The sequence below is a fragment of the Paenibacillus hodogayensis genome (genome assembly GCF_039536325.1).
Taxonomy (GTDB): domain Bacteria; phylum Bacillota; class Bacilli; order Paenibacillales; family NBRC-103111; genus Paenibacillus_AB; species Paenibacillus_AB hodogayensis.
In genome coordinates, this window is sequence record NZ_BAAAYO010000013.1 from 113,184 (window position 1) to 137,310 (window position 24,127).

At 57.0% G+C, this 24,127-nt stretch carries 24 protein-coding genes; 7 read left to right on the plus strand and 17 right to left on the minus strand.

Translation table 11 applies throughout. The features are described 5' to 3' along the window. Nucleotides 1–23: 23 nt before the first annotated feature. Nucleotides 24–1,169 (plus strand): AI-2E family transporter, encoded by a 1,146-nt coding sequence (locus ABD796_RS26635; protein ID WP_344913916.1) that lies wholly within the window; start codon nt 24–26, stop codon nt 1,167–1,169. A gap of 5 nt (nt 1,170–1,174) precedes the next feature. Here ABD796_RS26635 and ABD796_RS26640 read toward each other — a convergent pair whose 3' ends face one another. The 9 genes from ABD796_RS26640 to ABD796_RS26680 all read right to left on the minus strand — a co-directional run bounded on the left by ABD796_RS26640 (nt 1,175) and on the right by ABD796_RS26680 (nt 11,058). Continuing rightward, complete coding sequence (locus ABD796_RS26640; protein ID WP_344913919.1) at nt 1,175–2,635, minus strand: HD-GYP domain-containing protein; 1,461 nt, start codon at nt 2,633–2,635, stop codon at nt 1,175–1,177. 93 nt (nt 2,636–2,728) lie between these two features. Beyond that, nucleotides 2,729–2,908 carry a hypothetical protein gene (locus tag ABD796_RS26645; protein WP_344913922.1) on the minus strand — a complete coding sequence of 60 codons (180 nt, stop codon included), beginning with the start codon at nt 2,906–2,908 and terminating at the stop codon, nt 2,729–2,731. A gap of 31 nt (nt 2,909–2,939) precedes the next feature. Further along, complete coding sequence (locus ABD796_RS26650; RefSeq protein ID WP_344913925.1) at nt 2,940–3,200, minus strand: hypothetical protein; 261 nt, start codon at nt 3,198–3,200, stop codon at nt 2,940–2,942. 100 nt (nt 3,201–3,300) lie between these two features. Beyond that, nucleotides 3,301–5,769: a S1C family serine protease gene (locus ABD796_RS26655; RefSeq protein WP_344913928.1), complete on the minus strand. Its 2,469-nt coding sequence runs from the start codon at nt 5,767–5,769 to the stop codon at nt 3,301–3,303. 88 nt (nt 5,770–5,857) lie between these two features. Continuing rightward, a complete protein-coding gene (locus ABD796_RS26660; protein ID WP_344913933.1) occupies nt 5,858–7,174 on the minus strand; it encodes a GerAB/ArcD/ProY family transporter in 1,317 nt (438 codons plus the stop codon). Nucleotides 7,175–7,176: 2 nt separating this feature from the next. After that, complete coding sequence (locus ABD796_RS26665; RefSeq protein WP_344913936.1) at nt 7,177–7,419, minus strand: hypothetical protein; 243 nt, start codon at nt 7,417–7,419, stop codon at nt 7,177–7,179. Beyond that, nucleotides 7,416–8,717 carry a Ger(x)C family spore germination protein gene (locus ABD796_RS26670; RefSeq protein WP_344913939.1) on the minus strand — a complete coding sequence of 434 codons (1,302 nt, stop codon included), beginning with the start codon at nt 8,715–8,717 and terminating at the stop codon, nt 7,416–7,418. Before ABD796_RS26670 ends, ABD796_RS26665 begins: the two co-directional genes overlap by 4 nt. Beyond that, nucleotides 8,650–10,563 (minus strand): spore germination protein, encoded by a 1,914-nt coding sequence (locus ABD796_RS26675; protein WP_344913942.1) that lies wholly within the window; start codon nt 10,561–10,563, stop codon nt 8,650–8,652. Before ABD796_RS26675 ends, ABD796_RS26670 begins: the two co-directional genes overlap by 68 nt. 228 nt (nt 10,564–10,791) lie before the next feature. After that, nucleotides 10,792–11,058 (minus strand): hypothetical protein, encoded by a 267-nt coding sequence (locus ABD796_RS26680; RefSeq protein ID WP_344913945.1) that lies wholly within the window; start codon nt 11,056–11,058, stop codon nt 10,792–10,794. Nucleotides 11,059–11,210: 152 nt separating this feature from the next. Between ABD796_RS26680 and ABD796_RS26685 the strand changes: the two genes are divergently transcribed. The 3 genes from ABD796_RS26685 to ABD796_RS26695 all read left to right on the plus strand — a co-directional run bounded on the left by ABD796_RS26685 (nt 11,211) and on the right by ABD796_RS26695 (nt 13,242). Continuing rightward, the gene (locus ABD796_RS26685; RefSeq protein ID WP_344913948.1) at nt 11,211–12,236 is read left to right on the plus strand and encodes a DUF4062 domain-containing protein; all 1,026 of its coding nucleotides are present in this window, start codon (nt 11,211–11,213) and stop codon (nt 12,234–12,236) included. Nucleotides 12,237–12,241: 5 nt separating this feature from the next. Further along, nucleotides 12,242–12,424 (plus strand): hypothetical protein, encoded by a 183-nt coding sequence (locus ABD796_RS26690; protein WP_344913951.1) that lies wholly within the window; start codon nt 12,242–12,244, stop codon nt 12,422–12,424. A 344-nt stretch (nt 12,425–12,768) separates the two neighbouring features. Further along, nucleotides 12,769–13,242, plus strand: a complete 474-nt coding sequence (locus ABD796_RS26695) for a nucleoside deaminase (protein ID WP_344913954.1) — start codon at nt 12,769–12,771, stop codon at nt 13,240–13,242. A 47-nt stretch (nt 13,243–13,289) separates the two neighbouring features. Here ABD796_RS26695 and ABD796_RS26700 read toward each other — a convergent pair whose 3' ends face one another. Beyond that, nucleotides 13,290–14,147, minus strand: a complete 858-nt coding sequence (locus ABD796_RS26700; protein WP_344914589.1) for a DUF72 domain-containing protein — start codon at nt 14,145–14,147, stop codon at nt 13,290–13,292. A 172-nt stretch (nt 14,148–14,319) separates the two neighbouring features. On the opposite strand from ABD796_RS26700, the gene ABD796_RS26705 reads away from it, so the two are divergent. Beyond that, complete coding sequence (locus ABD796_RS26705) at nt 14,320–14,631, plus strand: hypothetical protein (RefSeq protein ID WP_344913957.1); 312 nt, start codon at nt 14,320–14,322, stop codon at nt 14,629–14,631. A 160-nt stretch (nt 14,632–14,791) separates the two neighbouring features. Here the strand turns inward: ABD796_RS26705 and ABD796_RS26710 are convergent, their stop codons facing one another. After that, nucleotides 14,792–15,478 (minus strand): DsbA family oxidoreductase, encoded by a 687-nt coding sequence (locus ABD796_RS26710; protein WP_344913960.1) that lies wholly within the window; start codon nt 15,476–15,478, stop codon nt 14,792–14,794. Nucleotides 15,479–15,601: 123 nt separating this feature from the next. On the opposite strand from ABD796_RS26710, the gene ABD796_RS26715 reads away from it, so the two are divergent. Beyond that, on the plus strand, nt 15,602–16,321 hold the full coding sequence (locus tag ABD796_RS26715) for a DUF6483 family protein (RefSeq protein WP_344913963.1): 720 nt from the start codon (nt 15,602–15,604) through the stop codon (nt 16,319–16,321). A 72-nt stretch (nt 16,322–16,393) separates the two neighbouring features. Here ABD796_RS26715 and ABD796_RS26720 read toward each other — a convergent pair whose 3' ends face one another. From ABD796_RS26720 to ABD796_RS26740, 5 genes are all read right to left on the minus strand, one after another. Beyond that, entirely contained in the window at nt 16,394–17,074 is a 681-nt protein-coding gene (locus ABD796_RS26720) for a response regulator (RefSeq protein WP_344913966.1), read from the minus strand. After that, nucleotides 17,071–18,429: a sensor histidine kinase gene (locus tag ABD796_RS26725; RefSeq protein WP_344913969.1), complete on the minus strand. Its 1,359-nt coding sequence runs from the start codon at nt 18,427–18,429 to the stop codon at nt 17,071–17,073. Before ABD796_RS26725 ends, ABD796_RS26720 begins: the two co-directional genes overlap by 4 nt. A 230-nt stretch (nt 18,430–18,659) precedes the next feature. Continuing rightward, entirely contained in the window at nt 18,660–20,321 is a 1,662-nt protein-coding gene (locus ABD796_RS26730; RefSeq protein ID WP_344913972.1) for a glutamine--tRNA ligase/YqeY domain fusion protein, read from the minus strand. 556 nt (nt 20,322–20,877) lie between these two features. Next, nucleotides 20,878–21,792: an arginase gene (rocF, locus tag ABD796_RS26735; RefSeq protein WP_344913975.1), complete on the minus strand. Its 915-nt coding sequence runs from the start codon at nt 21,790–21,792 to the stop codon at nt 20,878–20,880. An 18-nt stretch (nt 21,793–21,810) separates the two neighbouring features. Further along, on the minus strand, nt 21,811–23,187 hold the full coding sequence (locus ABD796_RS26740) for an ornithine--oxo-acid transaminase (protein ID WP_344913978.1): 1,377 nt from the start codon (nt 23,185–23,187) through the stop codon (nt 21,811–21,813). 93 nt (nt 23,188–23,280) lie between these two features. Here ABD796_RS26740 and ABD796_RS26745 point away from each other — a divergent pair, with 93 nt between their 5' ends. Further along, the gene (locus ABD796_RS26745; protein WP_344913980.1) at nt 23,281–23,571 is read left to right on the plus strand and encodes a hypothetical protein; all 291 of its coding nucleotides are present in this window, start codon (nt 23,281–23,283) and stop codon (nt 23,569–23,571) included. A 54-nt stretch (nt 23,572–23,625) separates the two neighbouring features. On the opposite strand, the gene ABD796_RS26750 is transcribed toward ABD796_RS26745, so the two are convergent. Then, nucleotides 23,626–24,045, minus strand: a complete 420-nt coding sequence (locus ABD796_RS26750) for an OB-fold nucleic acid binding domain-containing protein (protein ID WP_344913983.1) — start codon at nt 24,043–24,045, stop codon at nt 23,626–23,628. Nucleotides 24,046–24,127 lie beyond the last annotated feature (82 nt).

Sequence of the window (24,127 nt, forward strand, 5' to 3'; positions counted from 1 at the left end):
GCTTATGGAGGTATCGAGACCACGTGAACAATCCTTTGCCATGGACGGAACGATTCAAACGATTTTTTCTCAACAACCGGTTCGTGTTAAGTTTGCTCGTACTGCTGCTGATCGGCCTGAACATCCTCGTCTTTTCTTATGTCTCGTACATTTTCCTGCCCTTTATCGCGCTTGTGAAAACCGTCTTCCTGCCGATCCTGCTGACCGGCATCGTCTTTTATTTGCTCAATCCGCTTGTCGACATCCTGGAACGCCGAGGTCTCCGCAGGGTCTATTCCATCCTGATTCTGTATTTGCTCATCATCGGCTTGATTGCTCTGCTCATTACGATCGTCGTGCCTTTTATCCGACAGCAGATCGTCAGTCTGCTGGACAATTTCCCGAGATACAGTAAGCAGGTCGAGCTGCAATTCGAGCAGATCGTCGGGAGCGGGCTGTTCGACCGTCTGCAGGAGACGCTCAACTTCGATCCGGCCAATTATGTGGAAAAAGCGGCAACGCAGCTATCCCGGATCGTCAACAATGCCTGGGTCAGCATAGGCGCCGTAGTCGGGGCCGTCACCGAGGTCGTGCTGTCGATCATTACCGTACCCCTTATTTTATTCTACCTGCTCCGTGACGGACGCAAGCTGCCTTCGTTTATGCTGCGGTTTTTACCGACTTCGCTGCGCGGCCAAGCATTCAGCGTCATGTCGGAGATGAATCATCAGATCAGCTCCTACATCCGGGGGCAAATTATCGTCAGCTGCTGCATCGGCATTTTGCTGTATATCGGTTATTTGGTCATCGGCCTCGATTATTCGCTCGTGCTCGCCGTCTTCGCCGCCTGCACAAGTATCGTGCCTTACCTGGGACCGGCCATCGCCATTACGCCGGCGCTCATTATCGCCATCGTCACGTCGCCGATTATGCTGCTCAAGATGATTATCGTCTGGACGATCGTCCAATTGGTCGAGGGCAAGTTCATCTCGCCGCAAATTATGGGCAAAAATTTGCATATCCATCCAATCACGATTTTGTTCGTCATCTTGACCGCGGGCAAGCTGTTCGGCATTCTCGGCATCATCTTGGCCGTTCCCGGCTACGCCGTGCTGAAAGTCGTGGTCGTGCACCTATTCCAATGGTTCCAGAAACGCACGCATTGGTACGAGCCGACCGATCGTCTCTGAAACGTCTACAACGCGATACGTCCGGAGGAGGCGACTGCCGCCGGCATGCCTCCCTCCCGGATCATCGCGGCCGGGTACTGGTAAGCTTGCGGGTCCCGCTCGCACAGCGCGGCCCAAGCATCGACGCAGTTCGGATCGAACTGCGTTCCTTTGTGTTCCATCAGAAACGCGATAACCTCGGCATGGGTGCGCGCCTGCCGGTAGGAGCGGTTCGAGGTAAGCGCATCATAAACGTCGGCTACGGCTACGATCCGGGCCAGAAGTGGGATCTGCTCCTTCTCCAGCCGATCCGGATAACCTGTTCCATCCCAACGCTCATGATGGTGGCGGATGATGTCCAACTCGTCCTTCATAAACCCGAGGCTGCGGCATAGCTCATAGCCTTTGACCGGATGAAGCTCGATCACCGCCCGCTCCTCCTCGGTCAGCCTGCCCGGCTTGTTCAGGATGGAGTCCGGCACATTGATTTTCCCGACATCGTGTACGATCGCGCCCTGCGCCAATGCCCGCAGCTGCTCCGGCTTGGCCAGCATCGCTTCCGCCAGCCTCAAAGCGTACATCGTCACCCTGAAGTTATGGCCGGCCGTGTACGAATCTTTGGTCTCCGTGGCCAGCACGAGCGCCTTGACGCTTGGCGAAATGCTGTTGGTAATCCGTTCGATAGGGTCTTGTGTAAACAGCGACTTCATCGCCGCGGCAATCGATTTTTTCGAAGCATATTGCAGGACCAGTCCAACTAGCATGACAAGCATCGACGTGAGCAGCAAATAATGGTACAGCCACCAGCTGAGCATCCACGCTTTGCCGGAAACCATGATGATTTGCGCGGCGACCAGCAAGGCGGAGCTGTACACGATGGATACTTGCAGCGGAAATCGGGAATACCGATATGATTGATAATAGCGATACATCGCAATCAGGTTGAGCGCGATCGTAATTACCGTGACGAGCGCTTTAAGCGGATTGCGGTTCCAGGGGATCAGATTGACGACATCGGGGACGAGAATGCCCAGGATGGCAAAGCAGCCCAGGACAGCGGTCCAAACCGGGACGAGGAAGTTTTTCCAGCTCGACAAACGCACGATAACCGGATGATCGGACGACAGGGAGGACAAGGCAAGCCACAGCGCGCACAGCATCACGCTCAGTTGGGCGGAAATGCCTGTCAGAGAGGAGGGGTTCATCACAAGTCCGGGCGTTGAGAAGCCGTGCACCGTGAACAGCTCCGCCAGGGAAATGAACGCCAAGGCGAGACAGCTGACTTCGATGTTGCGCAGCCGGCTGCCCGCCACCCCGGCGAGCAGAGCGATAAAAGTAGCGAGCAGCGCAACGGAGCTGACCACATAGAAATGGCCGCGGGGATGGTTCATTTCGAGGTCGAGCTCCGACCAGGACCGCAAAAACTCGAACAGCAGCAGCGGAACCGCAACGGCAAGCAAAGGTCCAATAAATCCGTGAAATTTCATAGGACGTTTATCCCCTTATCGCAGATGGATACTAGTCCTATTTTACCACATAAACCGCCACTACTCCCGCGAAATCTTAATCAGCATGCGACCTTACAGCTGCCCGCGGACGATCGCCTCCAGCGGGCCGGCCTCCTGCTCCAGTCCGACCTCGCACGCAAGCAGCCGCTCGTATCCGCCGGGCGGCGGATCCCTTTCCGTGATTGCCCAAACCTCGGTCCAGCAGCGGTCGTCAGCCTGATCTACTAAACAACGCCCGAAACGTCTGCACAACGAATGCCTTCTTCATGGTGAGCCGGATAGGCTACAGTTTGCTCTTGGCTGCCTCGATCAAAGCGTCGAACAGCTCGTCGTCCTCCTCCAGCCGCTGCTCGGTCGCCTCGATCTCCTCCTCGCTGCCGGACTCCCGGGCAAAGTTCAAGCTGTAGCTCCATTCCAGGCCTTTCTTGCTAAGCAGCGTAATTTCATAGCCGGACCGCTGGCCATGCAGCGCAAAGCTCACTTTCCCCGCATACCCTTCTTCCGGGCTGTACGTCATCTCCGCGTCGAAAATATCCCAGTCCATCTCCGTTCCTCCTCGCTTTTTATCGCATGTCTTCCTCTTCACGAGCGGATCGAGAGGGCCGGCAAGTTCCGGCCCCGTCCTCCGCTTGCCCGTACCGGCATCAGTCGAGCTTGATCGAACGAAACGCTTTGTCCAGCCGGCTGGCGTTGCCTTCCGTATGCGAAGCGTCCTCTATTTGCAGGGTTACCGTGTAGACGATGCTTCCTTTGGCAAATACGTATACCGTTTCTTTGTAAGGCGAGCTTTTTTTGCCGTAGGCCACCTCGAACTTTTTGCCTTCCAGTCCGAACACGGTCTCGTCTGAGGAGGTGTACGCAAATTTCGCGTCGTTGTCCGCGCTCTTCTTGTACGATTGCTCCAGGTCGCGCACGACGTCGTCCAGGCTGCTGCGGTCGTCCGCCTCGATCTCGAACATCCCGCCGGTGAAATAATACGCTACGTTGGCTTCGTCGCCCTTGGTGAATTTGCCGTGGGTCGAATCCCACGTCTCCGGCACGCTGACGGCGTACTTGTATTTGCCGCTGCGCATCGTGACCGTCCGCGAAGGATCGAGCAGCTCCCGTTCGTCCTGAATGATGCCGAGGCTCGTGTTGGCGTTGTCCCTCGATACGGAGAGAGACGCCTTAAGCTTGCCGACCAGCCCGTCCAGCACCGCCCCGGCCTCCTTGTCCGTAAACGTAACGTCGATTTCGTATTTGTACTTGTCCTTGATCAAATAGATGGAATGCCGGTGCTCCCATTCGTCGCCCGTCGAGAAGGAGAAGCGGTTTTCCTTGGCCGGAACGCCCCCGGACAGCTCGAGCTCGCGCCAGCCCTCCGTCTTGCGGCTGCTCTCCACATAGCTGTCCTCGAACCGCCGCTGCTCCCTTTCAGTCCAAGCATCCAGCGTATCGCCCGAGGAGGCCGAGGTGACGCGTACCGTCGCTTGGATCGTCTCCTCCTTGTTCCAGTAGGTCGGCTCCTCGCTGTACGGATTCGCGCTCCAGTCCGAAGGCAGATCGAACGTCAGCCCATACTCGTTCGTATAAGACGTGTCGCCCGATTTGTAAACCGATATATCCTTGAGCGCGTCGTCCTTGTCATCGAACGTCAGCCTGAAGCTGTCCAGCAGATCGAGATACGTTTTCTGCTTGAAGCTGTTCTTGTAATGCTCTTCGCTCTGTACGTACAGCAGCGCATAGTAGATGCGGTCGTCCTTGGAGAAAGCCCGCGTCTCGTAGTAAGAGCCCGTGGACGTCTTGCCGACCACCTTGGCGTACGTACGGTCGCTCTGCTCCACGACTTGCTTCTGCAAAATCGTGTCGCCCGACTTGGCGGCCGCCTTGCGGAGCAGAATGGCGGGAGAGACGTCCTCGCTCTGCTTCTCCTCCACGGAAATGTTGAGCGCGAATTCTCCCTTCGCATCGGCGAATATGACCGAACCGCCGTCGTCGGATTGCCGGGCTTTGACCAACCCGGCAGGGTATTTCAGCGACCAGCCGAAATGACTGTCGCCGATGCGCGTCTTGCCGCGGTCGGAATCGATATACGATCCGTCCGTTGCTCTTACCCAGTTGGCGTTTCCGCTATCGTCCTCGCCGAGCACGACGTCCCGGGTCACGGTCTGCCCGCCCGATTTCAGCGTAACGGACACCTTCTGCTTGGGCAAATAACGCTTCATTAGCTCGTTGTACTCGACGGTGGTTCTTAGCGAGGCTTGATCGAAACGGAGCAGTGTATCCCCCTGCTTGATCCCGGCCAGCGCGGCTGGCGAGTCCGGATCGACGTAGGCTACGCGCAGCTCGTCTTCGGTGGGCAAGCCGACGACGGCTTCCCAGCTTTCCTCCAGCTCCACCCCGAGATAAGGGCGCATGACTTTGCCATATGTAAAAAAATGGTCCAGCACGTATTGCACCGTATCTACTGGTATGGCGAAGCCGAGGCTATCGATCGTGTTGTCGACGAACTTCATCGTATTGATGCCTACGACCTGCCCTTTCATATTCACTAGCGCCCCGCCGCTGTTTCCCGGATTGATGGCGGCGTCGGTTTGCAGCAGCTGGTACTTGGAGTTGACCGCCCGTTCCAAGCCGCTGACGATGCCGACCGTAACCGAATTGCGCAGCGCAAACGAGATCGGGGTGCCGATAGCGACCACCGTCTCGCCGACCTTGGCAGCCGAAGCCGGTGCGAATACCGCGGGCTTCAGCCCGGACGCCTCGATCTTGACGAGCGCCAGATCGCTCTCTTCGTCGAAATGGGTCGTCTTGCCGGGGTACGATTTGCCGTCCGACGTTACGACGACAATGTTGCTCATGTCCTTGACCACATGCGCATTCGTGACGATATATCCGTTGGCACGCACAACGACCCCTGTCCCGTGGGCCAGATTGAACCGGTTGGACGGTTTGCTCGTATCCTCCCCGGGTTTGCCGATAATGGCGACGACGGACGGCGCCACCTGCCCGACGACCTCCGGGATGTCGCTCGTGCCGGCAGCTTTTACCGCAGGCGTCCCGGCAACCGAGATAACTATCGCGGCGATCAACAGCATGAGTGCCGTCCGGAACGCGCTTGTTCTCCTATTCATGGTTTACGCTTCCTCTCTCTCTCCACTTTATGAAGCCATGTACTCTGAATCTATCATATGGCAATGAGAGGAAGCAATATGAATTGTTTTACGGTTCCGAGGGGTGCCGCACGATCCTGTTCATGCGCCAAAATTCGATAGCGCCGACAACTGCTATAGCCAGCAAGGCGGCGCCGTATACGGCCCCTCCGGCTATGCCGTAGCCTTTGTACAAGTGTCCGCTGTAGCCGCCGGCGAACAAAGCCGTCATCGCTACCGCAAGCAGAACCCAAATGGCCATCCGCAGCCGCCTCGATCCCTCCGCCCGCTTCTTGCGGGGAGGCTTCTTGAAGCTCTTCACGAACAGGCCGATCAGGACGGGGACGAAAAACAGCAGCTGGACGACAAGCGCGAGCGGGAAGCTGGCATAATTGCCGAAGCGGAATACTTCCATCACGCTCTTGAACGAAACGAGCGTCAGCAGCAGCGCAAACCAGCCGCTCATGACGTTGATCCCGCGCAAATTTCCCGTTCCGAGCATGGACGAAAGTCCGGCCAAAAAGCAAAAGTACAGCATGATCATGCGAAACAGAAATGCCGGTATCCAGAAGCCGATCAGCAGAACGTCGAGCCGGTCCAGGAAGTCGGTAATATTGATCTGCTGCGTCAGCGTGTAAACCGGGTATATCGCCCTGCATGTGAGGGCCGGTCCCAGCACAGACAAGCATAGGATCATGAGGATGGTCAGCACCACCGTGGAGACGATAATGCCGAATTTCAGCGATACGTAAAATTGCCGGGAGTTGCCCATATAGCTCATAAACGCCCCGAAAACGAAAATATCAGCGCCCCAGCCCGCGCTGAGCGCTCCTCCCTTCATCACGGTCCCCGCTCCGGTCGCCAGAATCGGCTGAATATAGCTCATGTCCATTTCATTGAGCAGAAGCAGCGGAAGAAGCAGCAGATTGATGAAAAATATCGGGTACAGGAGATTGACCGAGCGCGTAAATTCCTCCACATTGCCGGTGGCAAAATAAATAAGCACGATCATCGCGGCCAGGTAAATATATTCCGTCGGGGTTCGCTGGAGCACGGCCGTACCGACGAAGTCGCCGAATATGCGCAGATCCCGGACGAGCAGGTGCATCACATACAGCAGGACGATCACGTTGATGAAGCGGCCCAGCCATTTGCCGCAAGCGAACTCGCAGATCTCGAACATATTTTTGCCAGGATACGCCCGCGCCAGCAAGTACAGCAAATAAGCGATCAGCCAGGCGTACAGCATGGCCAAGAAGAAGTTGAGCCAGGCGTCCTGCATCGACACTTCCGCCAGCGTCTTGAACATGCTGCACATCATCCCGGCGATGTACAAAACGCTGCTCAGCATAACGAGCTGGTAACCGCTAATACGCTCCTTCGGCATGCTTATCCCCCCTTGATCCATTGTTCGACGTAAGGCGCCAGTATATCGGATACGATTCGGGCCGGCATCGGCCAGACGAGATCAAACCGATATAGGATGAACATGCAGAGGCATGCGGCGGCCATGCACCCGAATAACCAGTTTCCGGCCCGCGAAGGCGGTTGGTCCTTTTTCGTCATCCATTGAAACACCACGGTTCCCGCGATGGCAGACAGCAACAGAATCATGAATAAGGGCTCGCTCATGGCCGGCGATCCTTCGACCCGATATTTTTGGAGAACATGCCGGTACGGTTCACATTCATTTCGACCTGCACGTCCAAGTCCAGCTGCGTGAGCAGCGAAGGCCAGTCGTTCCGCCATTCGCTCTTCCACCGTGAGGGGTAGGTCCGGCTCAGAATGGCGCCGAAGCCGGCTATATCGGAGCTGTGCTCCTTAATCAATTCGCCGACGGCTGTTATATCGGAGCGAATGCGCCGTTCCAGCAGACGCTCCAGCTTCTCCGTGTTTCCTTTGTTCTCGTAATCCCCCTCGTCCTGTGCCTCCGTAATAGTCGCCTCTCCTTTCGCTGTAATGACAAAACGCAATCGTCCCTCTTCCACCCGGGGCTTAATTTCACATTGACCGCGACGAACGGTAACGCTCACCAGACCCGCCTCCGTTCGGATGGTCTCCAAATACGGCTGGATGATCCCCTTCAGCCAACGAACCCCATTCGCTTCGCCGGGCTTCGTCGTTCCGATCATTTTGCTTTGCTTTGTAAAAACGAACAAGCCGGTCCGCAGCTCGGTGCCCGGCTTGTCTTTCATTTTGGCGGGCACGACCTCCACATAGGGCAACACCGCATCCTGCCCTTCCCCGCTCAAAGCCGTGGCAACGTCCTTTACTTGAATACCGGCGTCGGCTTTAAGCATCTCGCGCAGCGCCTCGGCCGGGAAACGCTCCAACTTGGGCGCCGCGTTCAAGACGTCCTCCGCCTGGCCTTTAGCGATGACAATATAGCTGGTCAGGCGGTTTTCCGGCACGCGCGCCGTTATATCCATCAAATCGGTCAAGCCGTCCTTCGCGGCAGCCTCTCCGATGATGAACAATTTGCGATGTCCGGAAAACAGCCGACGGGAATTGCGCTCCTGCAGCTTGACGAACGCTTCCCGGATCGTGCGGCCTGTCTCGGTGTCCACCGTATAAGGACGATTGCCCCCACTGCCTCCGCTGCCTCCCGTCGCTCCCCCCATATTGCCCGGCAGCGGGATCAGCACGCTGACCCGAAAACCGTTCTCGAATTTATCCACCCCTGCACCGAGCACAATCGCAATATCGTTTACTTCGGTCCGGTCCCAGCAGCCTCCAAGCAGCATCGCTGCGAACAGCACGGCTGTCCCCAATCCGCAACGCAGCACCTTGCGGAATGCTGGGCGGGCAAGCCCCACCGCTTTGGCTGGCGACGGTAAGCGGCTGTTCTTGAGGCGACCGGCACTATCGCTTCCCTTGACCGGGATGTCCTCCCTGATCGGCGCTTGGAGGCGGTCCGCCGCCTTCGCCATCGTTTCCGCCTTGGTTTCCTTTCCCGCCTTCGCCACCATTCGTATTTTCGCCTTCGCTTCTCTTGACACTCTCACCTTCAGAACCGGTCTGGCGTTCCTTTTCGCCCTGGGTGCCGTTCCCGCCGCCAGCTTCATTACCGTTCCTGCCCGGGTTTTCTTCGCCCGCCCGGTTACCGTCTCCGCCTTCATCCCGGTTACTGGTCCCATCTTCATCCCGGTTTCCGTTTCCATCCTGATTCCTCTTGCCGCCCTGATCTTCTTTTCCTTTTTTGTTATCATTCCCGTCACCCGATATCCGTTTATTTCCATGCCCTTCCCCCGTTCGCTCGCCCAGCCGATTCGTATTGACGACATCCAGCATCATCGGACGCCGCTTCATCTGCCACCATGGCGCGCGTATCAACGTATCCTTCAGATCGGACAGCGTAATCGGACTGATCGGCGCCAAATAAGGAATGCCGAACGAACGCAGCCGGGTGAGGTGTCCGATTATGAGCATGCTGCCGAGTACAATCCCGTACAGTCCGAATACAGAGGCAACGAGCATGAGTGGGAAGCGCAGCAGCCGTACGGAGATGGCCGCATTGAACTTCGGTATCGCAAACGAAGCGATGCCGGTAATCGACACGACGATGACAAGCGGCGCGGAGACGATACCCGCTTCGACGGCAGCCTGGCCGACCACGAGAGCTCCCAATATGCTCACCGCCTGGCCGACCGCCTTCGGCAGCCGAACGCCTGCTTCGCGGAGTGCCTCGAAGGAAAGCTCCATGATAAGCGCCTCCACCACCGCCGGAAACGGTATCGCTTCCCTGGCCGCGGCTACGCTGAGCAGCAAGGTAGTTGGCAGCATCTCCTGATGAAACGTCGTCACCGCAATATAGAGCGCCGGCGTCATCAAAGCGATAAACATGAATATAATCCGAATGAGTCGCAGCAGCGACGAGATTTGAAACCTCTCATAGTAGTCCTCGTTGGCCTGCAGAAACGACCAGAACGTAACCGGCACGATCAGGACGAAAGGCGTGCCGTCGGTTACGATCGCGACCCGCCCCTCGAGCAGCGAGCCCGCCGTCGTATCCGGACGCTCCGTGTACATGATCTGCGGAAAAGGCGAATACCCGTGGTCCTGGATCATTTCCTCCAAGTAACCGGACTCCAGTATGCCGTCGATCTGGATCTGCTCGATTCGGCTTACGACCTCCTGAACGAGCTTGGGGTCGGCCAGCCCTTCTATGTAAGTAATGACGATATCCGTATTCGTTTCTTTGCCGACGACCATCGGCTTCATTTTGAGCCGTGGGGACTTGATTTTACGCCGGATCAAGGCGGTATTGGTTCTCAGCAGCTCCGTAAAGCCTTCCCGGGGCCCGCGCACCGTCGACTCGGTTTCGGGCTCTGTCACGTTCCGGTGCTCCGCTCCGCGAAGCCCCATCACGATCGCCCGGTCATTCCCGTCTACCAGCAGCACGGCATCCCCGGACAGCGCCTTCTGCAGCATATCGCCATAATTGTCGGCTTCGGCGATTTGCGATACCGGCAAAGTCCGCTCGCTCACTTCCTCCAACAGCGAACGGTCTCCTTTGCGGATCATCAGACTGGCGATGACGCGGTCGACCAGCTCCGTATTGGCGAGGCCGTCTACGTAGCAGACGAGCGCCCGGACGCCGCTATCCTCCATCCGGAAATGGCGGATGACGAAATCCGAGCACTCCGCCATAATGTCGCTCAGCATCCGCTCGTCATCGACAACGTTTCCCCGGATCGGTACTTTTTTCAAATTATCGATATACAGCTCTTCGTGCATCGGTTCCTTCGCCGAAGTGCGTTTCCCGGCCCGTCGCATGCTCGCCCTCCCCAAAAACGGTAAAGTTTGTCCGCATTTAGGTTACCAATAATGTCCTTTCGTTATCCCCTGGCTCGAAAAAAAGGACTTAAAGGGGATTTTCCAACGGAGCAATGGAAAAAGGATCGCTTTAAGCGACCCCGGTCAACGAAAAGAACGAGTTTCGAGGCTGCCACCCTCGTCACTCGCTCTTTTGGCTTCATTCATCAAAGCTATCTTGAGAAACCGCTACTCGCGATCATTCAACTTCCGCAAGTGGCGCTGTTCTTCCGCCAGCATCTCTTCCGCAAGTTCGACCGCATTGTCGTTATGGCTCGTGCCGGCCTGGTCCAAGGCCCGCTCGGCTTTGGCGAGAGCGCGTTCCGCCTGGTCGATGGTCTGCGCCGTAGGATGCGTCTCGGCCTGGGTAACGGCCAGATGGGCGTTTTCTACCGAATTTTGCGCTTGCGAGATCGGGTTCTGCGATTGAAGACTGGAATCTTTTCGGTTCGTCATGCGTCGATTCTCCCCTTGCCTGTTTGATGTGGGAACTGTCCGGATCACGTTTTACTATAACGAGCGGGAGACATTTTTATACGCCGGGCTTTCGCAGGAAGGAAAATCCAGCACGTTTGTCAAATACATGTAACAGGTTGGGAGGGGTTGCCTTGCTGCGCGTTTTTATCAGTTCGACGATACGCGATCTGCACTTCGTCCGGTCGAGCCTTGCGGCTCAGATCGAATCGGACCTGGGTCATCGCGCGGTCGCGTCCGAATCGATCGAGTTCAACTTTACGGGCTCGGGCAATATTGTGGAAAGCTGTCTGGAGGAAATCGATAAATCCGATGTGTACCTGCTGGTCATCGGGGAACGCTACGGAAGCATGGTTTCGGAATGGGGCATCAGCATAACCCATGCCGAATACCGGCACGCCCTGGCGGCCGGCAAGCCGGTTCTGGTCATCGTGATGAACCGGATCTGGATCTTGTACCAGGACGATTCGCCGACGCTCGAGCCGGAGCTGAAGCATTTTATCGATGAGGTATCGAGCAATTTTGCCCGCAACGTCAAGCCGTTCGACGGTCCGGACGACGCATTCGCCTACATTCGCGCACAATTGTCGATTTTATTGAAAAATTATATCCGCACGGGACTGAAACCGACGGAGGTTCATGATATACTAAGGACAAGCAAGGTATACGAAAGCGCCAACAGGCTGTTCGTATCGCTGCTCGAGAACAGCGAGCATGCCAGCCCGGACTATGCGCGGATTTTATCCGTCTTTATCCAGGAGCTGGAAACCGGAGAAATCCGCAATCATCTCGTCCAGATCCAGCTCAGCCAAGTAACCGGCGCGACGTTGTACAAGCTGTCGGCCGACGGGCAGCGGCTGGTCAAGCTGGGCAGCGCGGGAAATGTGGGCGGCCGGGAGTCGTTTCACGTGGACGATGCGACCAGTTATGTATCGCAAACATATTTAAGCGGGAAAACCGAGCTGTTCGAGGTGGAGAAACTCGGGTTCCGTGAATATATTAGTTGTGTTCCAATTTCCAAGCAATTCGTCGTCACGCTTCACTGCTTTTTGGAGAAGCCGGCGAGAGGCGCGTTTAACTCGCGAATCGTGCTCGACGAGATTACGACTGCCAACCGGGTGCTGTTCGGCATTCTGGCTTTATATTTGGAAAGGGTGTGAATCCGATGGCCAAACGACAATCCGAGAAGCAAAAGGCGGCAAGCGCCGAGCGCAGACCCGAAGAAGGGGCCACGCTGTTCACCAACGGTCCGTCCGTGCTGAAGGGCGACGTTGTGTTCCGGAAAGTAGCGTCGGTGCCGACGGTATTTCTTCATCCCCGGGACGCTTTCGCCAAAATGAAAGCTTGACCGCCTGAGCCGGAAAGACCGGGTCCATGGAGCACACGGTACAGTCCGCGCAAGCGTAACAAACTCGCAATCGGCAAACGTACTCCATGACAGAACTTCAAAGTATTCAATCGCAAAAATGTCCGCACTCGTCAAAAGCCGGCGTTACAAGCAAAGCCGACGTTAAAAACCGGTCATGCCAAGCCAGCCGACGCGGAATCCGCCTTCTCCATCGCCAGGGGAAGGCTTTTTTCATCCGCAGCAAGAGGGTTGGCCGCATAAAGCGCCGTTCTTTACGTCCATGCTACTGGTACATGTCAGCAAGATGATGTTTACAAGGAAGAGAAGAAGCGGAGGGAGCCTTAATGGACGAACAAACATTTATGAAAGAAGCGGTATCGCTCGCTTGCGACAATACGAAAGGAACCAAAGGGGGACCGTTCGGAGCTATCGTGGTCAAAGACGGCCGCATCGTCGGACGAGGCGTCAACGAGGTCACCTCGGCCAACGACCCGACCGCCCATGCGGAGGTCCAGGCGATCCGGGACGCCTGCCGCAACTTGGATAGCTTCCAACTCGCCGGCTGCGACGTCTACACCAGCTGCGAGCCTTGCCCGATGTGCTTGGGGGCGCTCTATTGGGCGCGGGTACGGACCGTTTATTTCGGCTTCGACCGCGACGATGCGGCAGCGGCCGGCTTCGACGATAGTCTAATCTACGAAGAAATCGGCAAGCCGCTCCAAGACCGCCTGCTGCCGATGGTGCGACTGGAGCCCGCCCCCGGCTCCGCCAGTCCGTTCGAGCTGTGGACGCAATCGGCGCACAGACGCGAATACTGACGGGCGGGAATCTACCCGCATATGTATTCACAAGGCCCTGCTTTCTGCTACAAATCGAATAAATCGAGCTGAACCGGAGGCGACGGCAGCTCCGGATAGCCCAGCCCCAGCAGCTCTGCCAGCTGCAAGGCGTTGGCGGCGGCATCCCCGCCCGAATTGTTGTTGAATACGACAAACACCTGCTTCGTCTGGCTTTCCAACTGGCGCAGCCGGTCGGCCCATTCGGCCAGCTCCTCGCGGTTGTAGCGGTACAAATAACGCACCTCGCGCCAATTCGGCTGACCGCTGCTGTGCCACCCTTCGGCGTTGCGCCCGTGAAAGCGGACGATCGTCAGCTCCGGATGCGTCGGCACGGCCACGATCGGCACCGAGCCGGGGCCGGCCTGCGGCTCGTCGCAGATGCTGTGCGCCCAGCCTTCCCGCTCCATGTAGCCGAGCGTCCGCTCTCGCATATCCCCTTCAAACCAGCTCTGGTGGCGAAACTCCAGTGCAAGCGGCACATCGCCCATCCGCTCCTTGGCGGTTCTCAGCTCCTCGACGTGCTTGCGCGTGCAATCGAACCAGGGCGGGTATTGGAACAAGACCGCCGCCAGCTTTCCCGCCTCGCGCAGCGGCCGAATCGAAGCCGCGAATGCAGCGAATGTCGCTTCCATCGACTCGCTCACCGGCTTGCCCCGCTGATGCCCCGTCAACCCTTGGTACGCCTTCACCACGAATCCGAAAGCAGCAGGCGTCTCCTGAGCCCATTTCTCATAATTGCGTTCCGGTTGAATCGCATAGAACGAGCTGTCGATTTCCACGATGGGGAACGTTTTGGCATACTGCCGCAATTTGTCCGGCGCTCCCGTCCCCGGCTTGTACAGCGCGTCGTGGTCTCCCCAGCCCGTCAACCCGATGCGGATCATCATTTCCCTCTCCCCGGTAAAGGGCGCACCCTTTTTTTGCCCCCTATTGTACCACAGATTGGAAGACCCACCCAAATCGCAGAAGACTTCCGAATGCTATAATGCAGCCCGTAATCGCTAGCCAGAGACCTCAGTACCGACCGACAATCCAAAGGGAAGGTGGTGTTGGATCATGGGATGGATGATTATGTCGTTGGCTATTCTCCTTCTGATCGCTTGGGCCGTATTGCGCAGCAAAGGCTGGAAGACGCTGCTGGTGGGCACCGGCGACAATGCGGAGGAGCTTGAGGCCAAGTACGCGTACCTGAAATCGAACAACGTCAAATGCCGGATCCGAACGGAAGCGTCCGCCGGAATGGGAATCGCCCAAGCGGACCCGAACGCGCGAGTGCGTTCGACCGTCAAGCTGGACGTTCATCAGGACGACGCGGAACGTGCAGCCGAGCTTTTGCAGCAATTCGAAAGACAATCCTTTTCGCTATAAGCTTCCGGACTTGTCGCTACCTTCGTCACTCTACTTCTTGCAACATAAAACGACAACAACTTTTGTTCCATGACGAAAAAGGTCATGCCAGGTGTTACTTGGCATGACCTTTTGACTGCTCGCAAACGTTCGGCGAGGACTACCCCTGCAGGAGCACTACTTATGCCTGCTCCGCCAGCCGTCCGAACACTTTAAGAAACGACTCCGGAGGCTGGGCTCCGGACAAAGCGAACTTGTTGCCGATAATAAAAAACGGCACGCCGGAGATGCCGGCCCGTCTTGCCATGGCCAAATCCGTTTCGATCTGCGATTCGCCTTCGCCCTTGTCCAGCCGTCGACCCAGCTCCGCCCCGTCCAGCCCGCATTCGTCGGCGATCGTCAGCAGGACCGCCGGATCTCCAATATTGCGGCCTTGCTCGAAGTAACCGCGATGCAGGGCATCGACCAGCCCGGCTTTGGCCTCTTGGGGAGCTATGGCGATCAGCCGATGGCTGAGCCGCGTATTGGGCATGTACTCCACCTTATCGAAATCAAAATGCAAGCCGGTCGCCGCCCCCGCTTCCATAACGCGACCAAGCATGCCCTCTTTGGAAAATTGCTCGCCGTACTTCGCGGTCATGGTGCTCATGAATGGCAGCCCGCGCTTCGGAACGTTCGGGTCGAGCATGAACGCCCGCCAACGGATCTCCGGCGGTTCTCCCCCGTATTGGGCAAGCGCCCGGAACAAGTGCGCCTTGCCGATCCGGCACCACGGACAGACATTGTCCTGAAACAAATCAATGATCATGCGCTGCACCTTTCCTTCCTCGTACGGCTCCATCCGGTCGAACCTTTTCTCCGGGGCCATTCCGACCGCAAGCCTGTGTGCTTGCCGTTGCCCTAAGTGTACCCGAAATTCGCCCGCAGGGAAACGTATGGTATAGTCATACGTAGTAGAACGTAGGACCATAAGCCATAGGAGGACCCGACTATGTTCCGCAACGATTACGTCATGCGCATGATCGAGCAGTTGAGCAGCGCCATGGGCGTCATACTCGGTTTAAAACGCCAGTTGAAGCCCGAAGAAGCTTTGCAGCTGCTTGAGGAAACGTACAAACGGCTGTTTGGACTCAATCCGAATCTGATCCGGGCTTTGTCCGAGCGGGATTTGACCGATTTGTTGAACCGGCAAGGGGAAGCGACCGCAGAGAAAATGCTCGTCGTCGCCCGTCTGATGAAGGAAGAAGCGGAGCTGTACTCGACGTTGGATCGCGTCGACGAAAGCCACAGGCTGAACCGGAAGGCGCTGCATATTACGCTAACGGCCGCCCAGGAAAGCTCGGATGTCCCTTGGCTCGACATAGGCGGACAAGTCGACGAGCTCCTCGACCGTCTTCGCCCGTACGGGCTGCCGGCCGAAACGCGGCGTCTGCTGTGGGCGTACTATGCCTCCGTCGGTCGCTTTGCCGATGCCGAGGACTATTTGTTCCAGCTGCTTCAGGAAACGCCGCAGACCGCGGAGGAGCAATCGCAGCTCGATCGGCTGCTGGCTGACGCGGACAGCTTTTACGAAAGGTTATTGACGCTGGACGAAGAAGTGCTAGAGGCGGGCCGGCTGCCGCTGGACGAGGTCAAGGACAGTCTGGAGGAAATTCGGGCGCTGACCGCAGCCCGGGACGCCGGCAAGAAATCGGAAACGACGGACGTTTGACTAGCCATGGCCGCCGGGCTCTATCGAGAGGCCGGGATATAGAACAGGAAAGCTATGGAACAGGACCGCCGCCTATCGGTCCCGTTCCGGGTCCTCTCCTTCGAACAAGCCCATCTCCCGAGCTTTGTAAGCCGCCTCTTTGCTGCTTCCGCCGCCCAGCTTCTTTAAAATATTGCCGACATGCACCTTGATCGTACGGATCGAAACGACCAGTTTGTCGGCAATCGCCGTCTGCGTCATGCCTTTGTCGATCATTTCCAGCACCTGCAGCTCCGAGGGCGTAATTTTGCTCTGCAGCTCCTTCTTCTTGTACGTCTGCTCGACCTGCTTGAGCCTGCGAAATTCCTCGCGCATCTGGGCCGCCGCCGCCGCGCTGATCGGCGACTCGTTGCGGTGCGCGTCGCGGATGGCCGCCGGTATGCGCTCGAAGTCCGATTTGATCAAATAATCCGCCGCTCCGGCCCGGAACGAATCGAACATCAGCTCCTTGAGCTCCATGGACGTCAGCATCAGCACCTTCGCGCCGCCGCGCAGCAGCACCTCCTGCGCCAGACCAATGCCGGCCACCTCGTCCGCCAGCATAATGTCCATTAGGACGACGTCATATTCCTGCTCCTGGATCGCTTGGGCCGCTTCCTCTTTCGTACCGGCCACGGCGATGACGCAAATGCCGGGCTCCGCCGACAAATAATCGCTCAGCCCCCGCCGCCAATCGGCGTCATCTTCGACGAGCAGCACCCGAATGTCGTTCATATGTTCCCGCTCCTTCTCTTCTGCTGCGGAAACCGCATCACGGCGGTCGTGCCCCGGCCCGGCTCGCTGTACAGGTCGAAGCTGCCCCCATGCTTCCGCATGACCTGGTAGCAGTAGGACAGACCCAGCCCGAAGTTCATCCGGCGGTCTCCTTTTGTCGTAAAAAACGGCTCCATCACTTGCTTGAGCAGCTTCTTGTTCATGCCCGGCCCCGAGTCCTTCACTTCCGCTAAGATGCCCCGCTTCGTCTCGTACAGCCGAACCGCGATGTTCCCTCCGTCCGGCATCGCTTCGATCGCGTTGGACAACACGTTATTCCACATCTCCGTTGTCTGCGCCCGGTCACAATACAGCTCAAGATGGTCCGGGATATGCAAATGAATGCGAACCTTATCCGTATCCGCGGCCAATTGGTCCCGCAGCCCCTCCAGCATCGCCGCCGGATCGTTCCATTCCGGCTTGTAGGCCAGCTCTTGCGTCTGGTCCTGCACGCGGGCGATCATCTCCTGAATGTGCCGGGTTGCCGCGAGGACGACCGCGATGTCGGCCGCCAGCTCCGGCTGGTCCGTACGCTCCGCGTAGGCGCGAATTTTCTCGCCGAACAGCTTTGTTTTGCCCACATCGTTCTTGATCGCATGGTTCAGCACCGCGGTGCCTGACGTAACGGCCCGGATGGAGACGTCCAGCTTGCGGGTCTGGATCAGCACCCGTATGCCGAGAAACCCGTAGTTGAAGATGGCGACGATAAACACAAGCACGGCGAAAGCGATAATCCACGTATTGTAGCGCCACATTTCGACGAACCCCAGGCTGGGCAGCACGTAGTTCATCACCGAGCATAACAAAACCGCCGGCACGACCGCCAGTCCGGTGAGCCGATCGTTCATACGCAAGGTCGCTTGGGTTTCCTTCTTAAAAATGATCCACAAGGAAGCGAGCCCGACCATCGGAACCGCCCACGCCGCCGTCAGCCGGAACGGTATCGGGTGGATCGGTTTGACAAACAGCAGCGTAGCCGCGATCGGAACGAGCGTCAGCAAAGCAATGGCCGCTTTGCGCCTCGGCGTAATCCGTGCCGGATTGAAGCTGATCGCGAACAGGACGAACGTGAACGGCAGTCCGTAATATTGCATGAGGGAGGATAACACGCGCAGCCCCTCCAACAGCTCGACCAGCCCTTCGCCGGCTTGCCGTTGCAGGGCAAGCGGTATCAGCATATCTCCGATGACCGCAGACAGTGCCCCCGAGCCGCCGCAGAAGGCGACTGCGCTCAGCCAGCGGATCGAGCTTTTGCGCGCATCCGATACGAGCAGCACGATGCCGACTCCCCACAACGCGATCAACACAAACAGCATCCTCTTGTCTCTCTCCCGTCATTGCCCATTCTTATCGACAACATTATACCATGGAACGGTTTCTCCTAACGGGTATTCTGGGGAGAAAGGGAGGGTTGTTTCCACAAATGAACAGCTGGACGGTTCACCCTGAGCCCCCCTGGTATGCCGAAAAAGCCCCTTCGCCGCTTTTCACGCAGCTCCGGGACTTTTTTGGACTATGTTTGTGCCTTTCTCAACGTGCGGATGGCTTATTTCGCACCCGGGTCGTACGAGCTTTTCAGCGACACGATCCGGTTAAACACCGGCTTGGCGGCCGTCGAATAGTGCGAATCGACATTGAAATAACCGTGCCGGAAAAACTGGAACTTCTCTTGAGGCTGCACATCGGCCATGTTCGGCTCGACGAATCCTTCCTGAATCGAAAGCGAACTCGGATTGAGCCGTTCCAGGAACGTATCCGAGTCGACCTTCTCGTCCAACACCAGCGGCTCGAACAACCGGAATTCCGCCGGAATGCCCTGGGTCGCATCGACCCAATGGATCGTGCCCTTCACCTTCCGTCCGGTAAACCCGCTGCCGCTTTTCGTTTCCACGTCGTATGTACAGCGGATTTCCAGAACTTCGCCGTTCTCGTCCTTGATAACTTCCTCGCATTTGATAAAATAAGCATGCTTCAGCCGGACTTCGTTGCCCGGGAACAATCGGTGGTATTTGGGCGGCGGATTTTCCGTAAAATCGTCGCGCTCGATCCAGATTTCCCGCGAAAACGGTATGAGCCGGTTGCCCATTTCCTCGTTCTCCGGATTGTTTTCGGCATCCAGCATTTCCACTTGCCCTTCCGGGTAGTTCGTGATGACGACCTTCAGCGGGTCGAGCACCGCCATCGTTCTCGGCGCCTTCAGCTTCAAATCCTCCCGGACGAAATGATCGAGGAACTGCGAATCGACCGTCGATATCGCCTTGGCGACGCCCACCTCGCGAAGGAAGTTGCGGATCGCCTCCGGCGTGTATCCTCTGCGGCGCATGCCCGCCAACGTCGGCATACGCGGATCGCTCCAGCCGTCCACAGCTTTGGAATCGACCAGCAGCTTCAAATAACGCTTGCTCATGATCGTGTTCGTCATGTTGTAGCGGGCGAATTCGTACTGGCGGGAGACGTGCTCCATCTCGCATTCGCGTATGACCCAATCGTACAGCGGACGATGGTCTTCGTATTCCAGCGAGCACAACGAGTGCGTCACGCCTTCGAGCGCGTCCCCGATCGGGTGCGAATAGTCGTACATTGGGTAAATGCACCAAGCATCTCCGGTTTTATGATGATGTGTATTGAGGATACGGTACAAGGCCGGGTCGCGCATATTGATGTTAGGCGATGCCATATCGATTTTGGCGCGAAGCACTCTGGCTCCGTTCGGAAACTCGCCGGCGCGCATCCGCGCGAACAAATCCAGGTTTTCTTCCACCGAGCGGTTGCGGTACGGGCTTTCCTTCCCCGGTTCGGTCAAGCTGCCGCGGTTGGACCGCATTTCTTCCGCCGTCTGGTCGTCCACGTAGGCGAGCCCTTTACGGATGAGCTTGACCGCCAGCTCGTAGTTTTGCTCGAAATAATCCGAAGCGAAGTGCAGCTCGCTCCACTCAAAGCCGAGCCAGCGAATATCATTCAGAATGCCTTCGACGTATTCCGTGTCTTCCTTGACCGGGTTCGTATCGTCAAACCGCAAATTCGTCCGGCCGCCAAACTCGGCCGCCAGCTCGAAATTAAGGCAAATCGCCTTGGCATGTCCGATGTGCAAATAGCCGTTCGGCTCCGGTGGAAAGCGGGTGACGACCTGATGCACGCGTCCCTCTTTCAGATCTTCCGCGATAATTGTTTTGATGAAGTTGGATGATGATGCCGTCTTCGTCTCCATCCCTCGTCCGCTCCCCTTTCTCCTGTCGTATGGATGTCAGCTTATCTCTCTATCATACACAAAATTTGGGGAAAATATAAGAATAAACGTCCATCGAAGAAATTCGGGGATGAGCGACCGCGACTTAGCGGTTGTTTTTCTTGGTAAACCACTCCTTCACTTGCCTCTATCAGGCAAGTACTGGATTGGTTTAACGTTAAGAATTCCTTTTTAACGAAGCCGTTCGACGAAGTACAGCCGCGGTTTAGCGGTTGGAATTCTTGTGAGCCCGATGTGGAAACTCCTTTCGGGTTTCCATTCGGACTCTAAAAGAACAAACGTCCATCGAGGCAAACTCGAGGATGGGCGACCGCGTTTTAGCGGTTGTTTTTCTTGGTAAACCACTCTTTCACTTGCCTCTATCAGGCAAGTACTGGATTGGTTTAACGATAAGAATTCTAAAAACCATGCAACGAAGAACAGCCCCCGCTCCACTAAGGCCTAACGAACGACATATAAAAAAATACCGAGCCTACGGCTAAAAGCACCGCAGACTCGGGTAACACCTTTTGTATCCCTATAAGATTTTTTCCCCAAACAAAGACGTGATCAGCTCCACCGCAGCAAGGGCCGTGCGGTTACGGATGTCCAAAGCCGGGTTTACTTCCACAAACTCCGCACTGGTCACCACACCCGCATCGGACAGCATCTCCATGGCCAGCAAGCTCTCCCGCAGGCTGATGCCTGCCGCTACCGGCGTGCCGACGCCCGGAGCGTCCGCTGGATCAAGGCCGTCCAGATCCACGCTGACGTGCACCCCGCTCGTCCCCCGGGTCACTCTCTCGAGCGCCAACTCCATCACCCGGACAATTCCGAGCTTGTCGACCTCATGCATCGTGTAGACAGCCATCCCTTTCTCCTTTAAAAAGCGCTGCTCTCCAGGATCCAACGAACGGGCCCCGATAATAGCGACATGCTCCGGCTGCACGCTCGGACAGCCTCCGCCGATGCCCACCAGCGCCGGATGCCCGTACCCCATTGCGGCAGCCAGCGCCATGCCGTGAATATTGCCCGAAGGCGACGTATCCGCCGTATTCACATCGCCGTGCGAATCGTACCAGATGACGCCCACGCTCGGCTTGCGGCGCAGCACGCCTGCCAGCGTGCCGATCGCAATACTGTGGTCGCCGCCCAGCACAAGCGGGAACCGTCCTTGATCGACCATGCCGGCAACCGCCTCGGCCAGCTCGGAATTGACCCGGACAATTTCATATAAATATTTCAGGTTCGACTCTGGCGCCGCCCCGTACGATTTGGCCCGACGAACGATCAGATCCCCCTCGTCCCTCACGGTATAGCCCAAATGCTCCAAACGCTGCTCCAAGCCGGCGCAGCGAATCGCGCTCGGCCCCATATCCACGCCGCGCCGGTCGGCACCCAAATCCATCGGCACCCCGATGACGGACACATGCTTGCCCAGATGAGGATTCATGAATACGCCACTCCTTCCTCAGACCAACACCTGCTCGATACGTTCCAGAGCCCAGTCCAGCTCTCTGCGCGCAATCGTCAGCGGGGGAGCGAGACGAATCGTCGTCTCGTGCGTTTCCTTGCATAGCAGGCCGAGGGTCATAAGCCGCTCGCAATACGGTCGTGCGGGCTCTGTCAGCTCTATGCCAATAAACAAGCCCCTTCCGCGAACCTCTTTGACGATGGGGCTATTCAGGGTCCGCAGGCGGCCTAATGCATAATCGCCCAACACCCGGGATCTCTCGGACAAAGCTTCCTCCCAAAAAACCTCCATGGCCGCCACCGCACAGGTGCAGGCCAGCGGATTGCCACCGAAAGTGGAACCGTGCGAGCCGGGCTCAAACACCCCCAGCACCTCCCGGTCAGCCGCCACCGCAGAGATGGGGTAGACGCCCCCGCCCAGCGCTTTGCCGAGAATGTATACGTCCGGCACAACCTGCTCATGGTCGCATGCAAACGGTTTTCCCGTTCGGCCAAAGCCCGTCTGAATTTCATCAGCCATCAGCAGAACTTGATGGCGTTTGCACAGTTCCGCCGCCTCCGTCAAAAATCCCATTGGCGGTACCCGGATACCCGCTTCGCCCTGGATCGGCTCGATGAGAAAGGCGGCTGTATTCGGGGTGATGGCTTGCTCCAACGCCTGTATATCTCCGAACGGAACGACTCGAAAGCCCGGAGTGAACGGGCCAAATCCGCGTTTGTATTCCGGCGAAGTCGAAAACGACGTAACCGTCAAGGTTCTGCCGTGGAAATTGCCCTCGCATACAATAATCTCAGCATTTCCGTCAGGAACGCCCTTCTTGTCGCAAGCCCAGCGACGGGCTGCCTTAATAGCCGTCTCAACAGCCTCGGCTCCGGTGTTCATGGGCAAGATCATCGTTTTGCCGGTTAGCTCGGCCAGCTTCTCGTAAAACAACCCGAGCGGCGCGTTATGGAACGCACGCGACGTCAGCGTAATTCGGTTGGCTTGCTCTTGGAGAGCCGCCATAATTTTCGGATGACGATGTCCGTGGTTGAGCGCCGAGTAGCTGCTCAGCATATCGAGGTACTGTTTGCCTTCCGCATCCTCCACCCATACTCCTTGGCCCCGTATAAGCACGACGGGCAGCGGGTTGTAATTGCGGGCACCGTAACATTCGATTTGCTCGATCGGATCGCGGGGCGACTGAAGGTTGTGAGGAATGGACGGTTGCTCCGTTTTCTCGGCGGCCGAAGAAGAGACAGCAGGCGGAATATAGAGCGAATCCGGAATCGGTTGCGATGTTTGTGGACGATCTGCTGCCGAATCGCATTCTGCAGATTCCGGTATAAGGGGATTCGTGGGGCCGGGTACATTTGCGGCTTTCTTCTTGTCCATCGGGCACCTCCTTATGCAAAACCATGCAGATTACGATGACCGTACATTATATGCGGCGTGAGATACTCGGTTCTGGATAGAGGGGGCGTACAGATGTCCCGATCAATTAGAAAAGTGCTGAAGGCAGGATGCGGGGGAGAGCAAAGACAGACTATCGCCACTAATAGGCCGGTAAATAAGAATTACTTCGGATCGAAGCCTTTTCGTTGGGGGGACATCCAAGCTTACGAGGTTACTTTTCTTGGTAAAGGGAATCGCAGTTCGCTTACCGCTTTTGCAAAGTTAAACTTTCTGGAACGTTCAAAAAAAGCCGGACACGTCGCCCGGCTGCTCAAGAGCATAGATAAGTTAGGTGAACCAGCGCTATCTTCTCAGCGTAAATGAGGTCATGTCAGCCAATCGAGACTCATTGGCATTCAGGCGCACCGAAGCTAGACGTTACCGGATTCGCTGAACATCTGCAACCTTGGCCGACAGGCCCGTCATCCCGCAGCCATCGCCCATTTTGCCGGTTACGCGCAGCACATCGCCTTTACGAAACGAACCCGCCTCAAAGCAAACCGGAACCGAGCCTGTTTGGTCTTCGAGCTGGACGAGGACCTTGCCGTCCGCCTTCTTTTGCGAATCGGCCAACACTTTTCCTTCCACGGTAACCGCGCTTCCCAACATATCCCCGGCTTCCAAAATGGAGAGCACCGGCAGCCATCCTTGCGACTCAGCGACAACGCTGGACTCGGAGCGTGCGTTCTCCGCTTCGGCTGCGGCCGCATAATCGACTTGTCTGTGAACAGCATCATAGGTAAGCAACAAGGCAAACGTCAACATCGGTGCCAGCCATATTCGAATCGAATCCATCATGACCGCTACCCCCCAGAAAGTTGTACCTAAGGTTAGCTTACCCACCGACTGTTAACGCGAATCGTTTATTATATTAAAAATT

What these genes read in the sequence shown, in the direction of transcription:
- ABD796_RS26640 (WP_344913919.1), bottom strand. Translation starts at nt 2,635, where the DNA reads ATGAAATTTCACGGATTTATTGGACCTTTGCTTGCCGTTGCGGTTCCG.
- ABD796_RS26650 (WP_344913925.1), bottom strand. Translation starts at nt 3,200, where the DNA reads ATGGACTGGGATATTTTCGACGCGGAGATGACGTACAGCCCGGAAGAA.
- ABD796_RS26655 (WP_344913928.1), bottom strand. Translation starts at nt 5,769, where the DNA reads ATGAATAGGAGAACAAGCGCGTTCCGGACGGCACTCATGCTGTTGATC.
- ABD796_RS26660 (WP_344913933.1), bottom strand. Translation starts at nt 7,174, where the DNA reads ATGCCGAAGGAGCGTATTAGCGGTTACCAGCTCGTTATGCTGAGCAGC.
- ABD796_RS26665 (WP_344913936.1), bottom strand. Translation starts at nt 7,419, where the DNA reads ATGAGCGAGCCCTTATTCATGATTCTGTTGCTGTCTGCCATCGCGGGA.
- ABD796_RS26670 (WP_344913939.1), bottom strand. Translation starts at nt 8,717, where the DNA reads ATGGCGAAGGCGGCGGACCGCCTCCAAGCGCCGATCAGGGAGGACATC.
- ABD796_RS26675 (WP_344913942.1), bottom strand. Translation starts at nt 10,563, where the DNA reads ATGCGACGGGCCGGGAAACGCACTTCGGCGAAGGAACCGATGCACGAA.
- ABD796_RS26680 (WP_344913945.1), bottom strand. Translation starts at nt 11,058, where the DNA reads ATGACGAACCGAAAAGATTCCAGTCTTCAATCGCAGAACCCGATCTCG.
- ABD796_RS26690 (WP_344913951.1), top strand. Translation starts at nt 12,242, where the DNA reads ATGGCCAAACGACAATCCGAGAAGCAAAAGGCGGCAAGCGCCGAGCGC.
- ABD796_RS26695 (WP_344913954.1), top strand. Translation starts at nt 12,769, where the DNA reads ATGGACGAACAAACATTTATGAAAGAAGCGGTATCGCTCGCTTGCGAC.
- ABD796_RS26700 (WP_344914589.1), bottom strand. Translation starts at nt 14,147, where the DNA reads ATGATCCGCATCGGGTTGACGGGCTGGGGAGACCACGACGCGCTGTAC.
- ABD796_RS26705 (WP_344913957.1), top strand. Translation starts at nt 14,320, where the DNA reads ATGGGATGGATGATTATGTCGTTGGCTATTCTCCTTCTGATCGCTTGG.
- ABD796_RS26710 (WP_344913960.1), bottom strand. Translation starts at nt 15,478, where the DNA reads ATGGCCCCGGAGAAAAGGTTCGACCGGATGGAGCCGTACGAGGAAGGA.
- ABD796_RS26715 (WP_344913963.1), top strand. Translation starts at nt 15,602, where the DNA reads ATGTTCCGCAACGATTACGTCATGCGCATGATCGAGCAGTTGAGCAGC.
- ABD796_RS26720 (WP_344913966.1), bottom strand. Translation starts at nt 17,074, where the DNA reads ATGAACGACATTCGGGTGCTGCTCGTCGAAGATGACGCCGATTGGCGG.
- ABD796_RS26725 (WP_344913969.1), bottom strand. Translation starts at nt 18,429, where the DNA reads ATGCTGTTTGTGTTGATCGCGTTGTGGGGAGTCGGCATCGTGCTGCTC.
- ABD796_RS26730 (WP_344913972.1), bottom strand. Translation starts at nt 20,321, where the DNA reads ATGGAGACGAAGACGGCATCATCATCCAACTTCATCAAAACAATTATC.
- rocF (WP_344913975.1), bottom strand. Translation starts at nt 21,792, where the DNA reads ATGAATCCTCATCTGGGCAAGCATGTGTCCGTCATCGGGGTGCCGATG.
- ABD796_RS26740 (WP_344913978.1), bottom strand. Translation starts at nt 23,187, where the DNA reads ATGGACAAGAAGAAAGCCGCAAATGTACCCGGCCCCACGAATCCCCTT.
- ABD796_RS26745 (WP_344913980.1), top strand. Translation starts at nt 23,281, where the DNA reads ATGTCCCGATCAATTAGAAAAGTGCTGAAGGCAGGATGCGGGGGAGAG.
- ABD796_RS26750 (WP_344913983.1), bottom strand. Translation starts at nt 24,045, where the DNA reads ATGATGGATTCGATTCGAATATGGCTGGCACCGATGTTGACGTTTGCC.